Origin of the sequence: Streptomyces carpinensis, assembly GCF_002154505.1 — a bacterium.
Lineage (GTDB): Bacteria > Actinomycetota > Actinomycetes > Streptomycetales > Streptomycetaceae > Streptomyces > Streptomyces carpinensis.
On record NZ_MUBM01000292.1, the window covers coordinates 1 to 6557 of the forward strand.

Annotated in this window: 5 protein-coding genes and 1 tRNA gene; 5 read left to right on the forward strand and 1 reads right to left on the reverse strand. The window is 71.1% G+C overall.

What is annotated here, in order from left to right:
- Positions 1-81: 81 nt before the first annotated feature.
- Positions 82-153, reverse strand: a tRNA-Arg gene (locus BZY54_RS34325).
- A gap of 130 nt (positions 154-283) precedes the next feature.
- Here BZY54_RS34325 and BZY54_RS34330 point away from each other — a divergent pair.
- The 5 genes from BZY54_RS34330 to thrC all read left to right on the forward strand — a co-directional run bounded on the left by BZY54_RS34330 (position 284) and on the right by thrC (position 6279).
- On the forward strand, positions 284-838 hold the full coding sequence (locus BZY54_RS34330; protein WP_086729230.1) for a response regulator: 555 nt from the start codon (positions 284-286) through the stop codon (positions 836-838).
- 336 nt (positions 839-1174) lie between these two features.
- Positions 1175-2338 (forward strand): ArgS-related anticodon-binding protein NrtL, encoded by a 1164-nt coding sequence (gene nrtL, locus BZY54_RS34335; RefSeq protein ID WP_086729227.1) that lies wholly within the window; start codon positions 1175-1177, stop codon positions 2336-2338.
- A 24-nt stretch (positions 2339-2362) separates the two neighbouring features.
- A complete protein-coding gene (gene lysA / locus BZY54_RS34340) occupies positions 2363-3754 on the forward strand; it encodes a diaminopimelate decarboxylase (protein ID WP_086729228.1) in 1392 nt (463 codons plus the stop codon).
- A 170-nt stretch (positions 3755-3924) separates the two neighbouring features.
- A complete protein-coding gene (locus BZY54_RS34345) occupies positions 3925-5214 on the forward strand; it encodes a homoserine dehydrogenase (RefSeq protein ID WP_086729231.1) in 1290 nt (429 codons plus the stop codon).
- A gap of 6 nt (positions 5215-5220) precedes the next feature.
- The gene (gene thrC / locus BZY54_RS34350; protein ID WP_086729229.1) at positions 5221-6279 is read left to right on the forward strand and encodes a threonine synthase; all 1059 of its coding nucleotides are present in this window, start codon (positions 5221-5223) and stop codon (positions 6277-6279) included.
- Positions 6280-6557 lie beyond the last annotated feature (278 nt).

A 6557-nucleotide genomic window follows, 5' to 3' on the forward strand; every position in this document is an offset into this window, starting at 1 on the left:
CTGCATACGACTGCACAAACAAGAAGACCCCGCACTCAGCGTTTCTGCTGGTGGCGGGGTCTTTTGGCACCTTCTTCGAGGTGCCCCCGGCAGGATTCGAACCTGCGCACACGGCTCCGGAGGCCGTTGCTCTATCCCCTGAGCTACGGGGGCGGGTCGGGTGCGTTGTCTGCGCCCGGCGACGGGTAGAACATTACCAGCTCCCGCGGGGTGGTCATGAACGTTTTCCGGGGTGCTGCGCGGTGAGGGCGTCCGGTGGGAGTGGTTGTGTCCCCCGCAGGGGGTGGAAGTGGGGAAAACCCGGACGCGATGGCCGGTCCGGACCTACGCTCAAGTTGTGCCAGGGGCTTCCGGCCGGGTGCTTGTTGTGGACGACAACAAGGTCATCCGGCAGCTGATCAGGGTCAATCTCGAGCTCGAGGGTCTCGAGGTCGTGACCGCGGCCGATGGTGCCGAGTGTCTGGATGTCGTCCACCAGGTGCGGCCCGACGTCGTCACCCTCGATGTCGTCATGCCCCGGCTCGACGGGCTTACGACCGCGGCGGAACTGCGTGCCGATCCCCGGACGCGCGACCTTCCCCTCGCCATCGTCAGCGCCTGTACGCAGCACGAGGTCGAGGCCGGGCTCGGTGTCGGCGTCGACGCCTTCCTCGCCAAGCCCTTCGAGCCGTCGGAACTCGTCCGGGTCGTGTTGGAGTTGGTCGAGGCGCGGGGGAGGGAGCTTGGTTCCACTGGGTCCACCGGGCCCACTGGGGCCAGCGGTGCCGATGGTGGTGCCAGCGGTGCCGGTGGTGCCAGTGGTGCTGAGCGGGCTGGGCGTAGCACTGGTAGCTCGTGAGTGGACCGTCGGCTTGCGAATCCGCCAGTCCCGTCTGGGTTTGATCAGTCCGCTCCCGTCCGGGTTTGATCAGTCCGTTTCTGCCTGGGCTCAGTGGGGTCAGCGGGTTCAACGCGGCCAGTGGGGTCAGCGCCGGCCGTCGTGCTCTTTCTGCGTCAGCTGATTCGGCCGGGTCCCGCGTGTGCTCGCCGTCGTGTCCCTCGCGTTGATCGGTGCGGTTCTCCGGGGCGAGGCGTCAGCGGCGTGAGTACCGTCACTCCGCTCGGACGTCCACATCCCGATACCCCGCCGAAACCGGCTCGCCTACCCACCCCCTTCCTCCCCTACGCTTGTCCCGTGACCCCCGTCGAGCTCTCCCGCACCGTGCTGCACGCGGTGCGTCGTGCTGTGGACGTGGGGGAGCTGCGGGTGAGCGTTCCCGAGCGGGTGGTCGTCGGTCCGCCGGGGCCCGGGGGGTGCGGGGACTACGCCACCAACGTCGCCCTCCAGCTCGCCCGGCCCGCCGGGCAGCCCGCCCAGCGGGTCGCCCATGTGCTGCGCCGGCACCTTGTCGCCTGCGACGGCATCGACGACGTCTCCGTCACCGGGCCCGGATTCCTCAACATCAGCCTCCGTGACTCCGGGGGCGGCTCCGGTCGTCTCGTCGCCGAGATTCTGCGGCGCGGTCCTCGCTACGGGCATGTCGAGCGGGGGCAGGGGGGCAGCAGGCGGGGCGTTCTGCTGCGCTGTCCCTGTGATGTTCGTGCCGTCGTCGTGACGGACGTCGTTGCCCGACTGTTCCAGGCACAGGGCCACGAGGTCCGCATCGGCTGTGACAGCCCGCCCCCTCCGGAGTGGGCGACCCTGCTCGGCGTGCGTCTCGATGCCTTCGACAGCATCCATGCCTTCGACGGCGTCGACGCCTTCGGGCAGGGTGCGGTCGGCCGCCGGAGGTTTGCGCGGGGGGACGTCCGGCCCGTCCCCGTTCCGCAACCCGCCTGCCCCGAGGTCCTCGCCCTCGGCCGCGACGCCGGACGCTGGGCCCTGCTCCACCCCGCGGGGCACGACCGGGCCCGGATCGATCGGGAGCACCTCGTGCAGCGCGAGAGCAACCCCCTCTTCCGCGTCCGGTACGCGTACGCCCGCACCCGGGCCCTGCGCCGCAACGCCGCCGATCTCGGGTTCCGCCCCGAGCCCGGGCCGGTCGCCACGGAGGTCACAGCTACCTCCCCGGTCACTGCAGGCACCATTGCCACCGTCGCCCGCCCACTGCTCACCGGCCTCGCCGATCACCCCCGGGTGCTCGCCCAGGCCGCCGCGCACCATGCGCCCGATCGTCTCGCCCGGCACCTCGTCAGCGTCGCCGATGCCGTGCTGCCCCTCCTCCCGGCCGTGCTTCCGCTCGGCGAGGAGAAACCCTCGGCCGCCCACCGTGCCCGGCTCGCCCTCGCCGAAGCCGCCGGGACGGTGCTGGCCGGCGGCCTGTCCCTGCTCGGCGTCGACGCACCTGACCACCTCTGAGAGAGCCCAGAGAGACACACCGACATGAGCCGTTCCGCACACCCCGCCGGGCCCCGTCACGCCGATGTCCTGCCCGAGGGGCACTACTCCGCGCCGCCCGCCGATCTCAACAGCCTCGATCCCAAGGTCTGGGCGCAGACCGTGGGGCGCGACGCCGACGGTGCCGTGACCGTCGGCGGGGTTCCCGTCACCCGGCTCGCCGAGGAGTTCGGGACTCCCGCGTACATCCTCGACGAGGCCGATTTCCGCGCCCGTGCCCGGGCCTGGCGCAGTGCCTTCGGGCACGACGCCGACGTCTTCTACGCCGGGAAGGCGTTCCTGTCCCGTGCCGTCGTCCGGTGGCTGGACGAGGAGGGGCTCAATCTCGACGTCTGTTCCGGGACCGAGCTGGCCACCGCGCTCTCCGCCGGGATGCCCGCGGAGCGGATCGCCTTCCACGGCAACAACAAGTCCGCCGCCGAGATCACCCGCGCCGTCGAGGCCGGGGTCGGGCGGATCGTGCTCGACTCCTTCCCGGAGATCGTCCGGGTCGCGCACATCGCGCAGTCGCTCGGGAAGCGGCAGAAGGTCCAGATCAGGATCACGGTCGGTGTCGAGGCGCACACGCACGAGTTCATCGCCACCGCCCACGAGGACCAGAAGTTCGGCATCCCGCTCGCCGGGGGCCAGGCCGCCGAGGCCGTACGGCGGGCCCTCCGGCTCGACGGGATCGAGCTGATCGGCATCCACAGCCACATCGGGTCCCAGATCTTCGACATGTCGGGCTTCGAGGTCGCCGCTCATCGCGTCGTGGGGCTGCTCAAGGACATCCGTGACGAGCACGGCGTCGAGCTGCCCGAGATCGACCTCGGAGGCGGGCTCGGGATCGCGTACACCAGCGACGACGACCCGCGTGAGCCGCACGAGATCGCCAAGGCGCTGACCGAGATCGTCACGCGCGAGTGCGAGGCCGCCAAGCTCCGTACGCCGCGCATCTCCGTCGAGCCGGGACGCGCCATCGTCGGCCCCACCGCCTTCACGCTCTACGAGGTCGGCACCATCAAGCCGCTCGAGGGGCTGCGCACGTACGTCTCCGTCGACGGCGGCATGTCCGACAACATCCGCACCGCGCTCTACGACGCCGAGTACAGCGTCGCGCTCGTCTCCCGCGCCTCCGATGCCGAGCCCATGCTCGTGCGTGTCGTCGGCAAGCACTGCGAGAGCGGGGACATCGTGGTCAAGGACGCCTTCCTGCCGGCGGACCTGGCGCCCGGCGACCTCATCGCGGTGGCCGCCACCGGTGCCTACTGCCGGTCGATGGCCAGCAACTACAACCACGCGCTGCGCCCGCCGGTGGTCGCCGTGTCCGACGGCGAGGCCCGGGTGATCGTCCGCCGGGAGACGGAGGATGACCTTCTCCGTCTCGATGTCGGGTGAGGTGACGAGCGATGTCGGCTGAGCAGAAGGCTTCGGGCCGGAAGATCTCCGGTTTTCCGGCCCGACGAAAATGAAATAAACGTCTCACGATCCGGACAAATGACAGAAACTCCGGTCCGGTGAGTGAGACTGGTCGAACCGTAGACGGTATGAGGAAACGAGGTCGGATGATGCGTACGCGTCCGCTGAAGGTGGCGCTGCTGGGCTGTGGGGTTGTCGGCTCAGAGGTGGCGCGCATCATGACGACGCACGCCGACGACCTCGCCGCCCGGATCGGCGCCCCGGTCGAACTCGCCGGGGTGGCCGTGCGGCGGCCCTCCAAGGTCCGTGAGGGGATCGACCCGGACCTCATCACCACCGACGCCACCGCCCTCGTCAAACGCGGCGACCTCGATGTCGTCGTCGAGGTCATCGGCGGGATCGAACCCGCGCGGACCCTCATCACCACCGCCTTCGAGCACGGTGCCTCCGTCGTCTCCGCCAACAAGGCGCTCCTCGCCCAGGACGGGGCCGCCCTGCACGCCGCCGCCGACGAGCACGGCAGGGACCTGTACTACGAGGCCGCCGTCGCCGGGGCCATCCCGCTGATCCGGCCGCTGCGCGAGTCCCTGGCCGGGGACAAGGTCAACCGGGTCCTCGGCATCGTCAACGGCACCACCAACTTCATCCTCGACAAGATGGACTCGACCGGGGCCGGCTATCAGGAGGCCCTCGACGAGGCCACCGCCCTCGGCTATGCGGAGGCCGATCCGACCGCCGACGTCGAAGGGTTCGACGCCGCCGCCAAGGCCGCCATCCTGGCCGGGATCGCCTTCCACACGCGCGTGCGGCTCGACGACGTCTACCGCGAGGGCATGACCGAGGTCACCGCCGCCGACTTCGCCTCCGCCAAGGAGATGGGCTGCACCATCAAGCTGCTCGCCATCTGCGAGCGGGCGGCCGACGGCGCCTCCGTCACCGCGCGCGTGCATCCCGCGATGATCCCGCTCAGCCATCCGCTGGCCTCGGTGCGCGGCGCGTACAACGCCGTGTTCGTCGAGTCGGAGGCCGCGGGGCAGCTGATGTTCTACGGGCCGGGCGCCGGCGGCTCGCCCACCGCCTCCGCCGTCCTCGGCGACCTGGTCGCCGTCTGCCGCAACCGGCTCAACGGGGCCACCGGGCCCGGCGAGTCGGCGTACGCCGCCCTGCCCGTCTCGCCCATGGGCGACGTCGTCACGCGGTACCACATCAGCCTGGACGTCGCCGACAAACCGGGCGTGCTCGCCCAGGTGGCCACCGTGTTCGCCGAGCACGGCGTGTCCATCGACACTGTTCGCCAGCAGGGCAAGGACGGCGAGGCCTCCCTCGTCGTCGTCACCCACCGTGCTTCCGACGCCGCCCTCGGCGGGACCGTCGAGGCGCTGCGCAAGCTCGACACCGTCCGCGGTGTCGCCAGCATCATGCGGGTTGAAGGAGAGTAAGCAGCAATGACCCACCAGTGGCGCGGAATCATCGAGGAGTACCGGGACCGGCTGCCGGTGTCCGAGAGCACGCCGGTCGTGACGCTCCGTGAGGGCGGTACGCCCCTCGTGCCCGCGCAGGTGCTCTCCGAGCGCACCGGCTGCGAGGTCCACCTCAAGGTCGAGGGCGCGAACCCGACCGGGTCCTTCAAGGACCGCGGCATGACCATGGCCATCAGCAAGGCGAAGGAGGAGGGGGCCAAGGCGGTCATCTGCGCCTCCACCGGCAACACCTCCGCCAGCGCGGCCGCCTACGCCGTACGGGCCGGGATGGTCTCCGCCGTGCTCGTGCCGCAGGGCAAGATCGCCCTCGGCAAGATGGGGCAGGCGCTCGTGCACGGCGCCAAGATCCTCCAGGTCGACGGCAACTTCGACGACTGCCTGACCCTCGCCCGCTCGCTCAGCGACAACTACCCCGTGGCGCTGGTCAATTCGGTCAACCCGGTACGTATCGAGGGCCAGAAGACAGCCGCGTTCGAGATCGTCGACATGCTCGGTGACGCGCCCGACATCCACGTCCTGCCGGTCGGCAACGCGGGCAACATCACCGCCTACTGGAAGGGTTACAAGGAGTACGCCGCCGACGGTGTCTCCACCAGGACCCCCCGCATGTGGGGCTTCCAGGCCTCCGGCAGCGCGCCGATCGTGCGCGGCGAGATCGTCAAGGACCCGTCGACCATCGCCACCGCGATCCGGATCGGCAACCCGGCCTCCTGGCAGTTCGCGCTGGCCGCGCGGGACGAGTCCGGCGGTGCCATCGACGAGGTGACGGACCGTGAAATCCTGCGCGCCTACCGTCTGTTGGCGGCGCAGGAGGGCGTCTTCGTCGAGCCGGCGTCCGCCGCCTCGGTCGCCGGTCTGCTGAAGGCCGCCGAGCAGGGCAAGGTGGACCCTGGGCAGCGGATCGTGTGCACCGTCACCGGCAACGGCCTCAAGGACCCGGACTGGGCCGTCGCGGGCGCCCCGCAGCCGGTCACCGTCCCGGTCGACGCGGCCACGGCGGCGGAGCGGCTCGGACTCGCCTGACCCGGCTGGACCTCGCCCGACCCGGCGGCCGTCGTCGTTCGGCGGCCGGTGGGCGGGCCGAGGGTGTGGGGGCCGGCGGCGTCTCGGCCGCCGGCGGTCCCGCTGTCGGCCGTGGGCCCGTCGGCCCATCGGGCCGCCGGCCGCCGGGAGCCCGGCGGTGCGCAGGCGCCGCAAGGCCACGGAAACGGTGCGCTGTACCCGCCCGGCCTCGGTGACGGCGATACCGCACACCGGCCTCGGGGACGGCCAACGAGCCGCGCGCCGTGCCCCGCGCACCC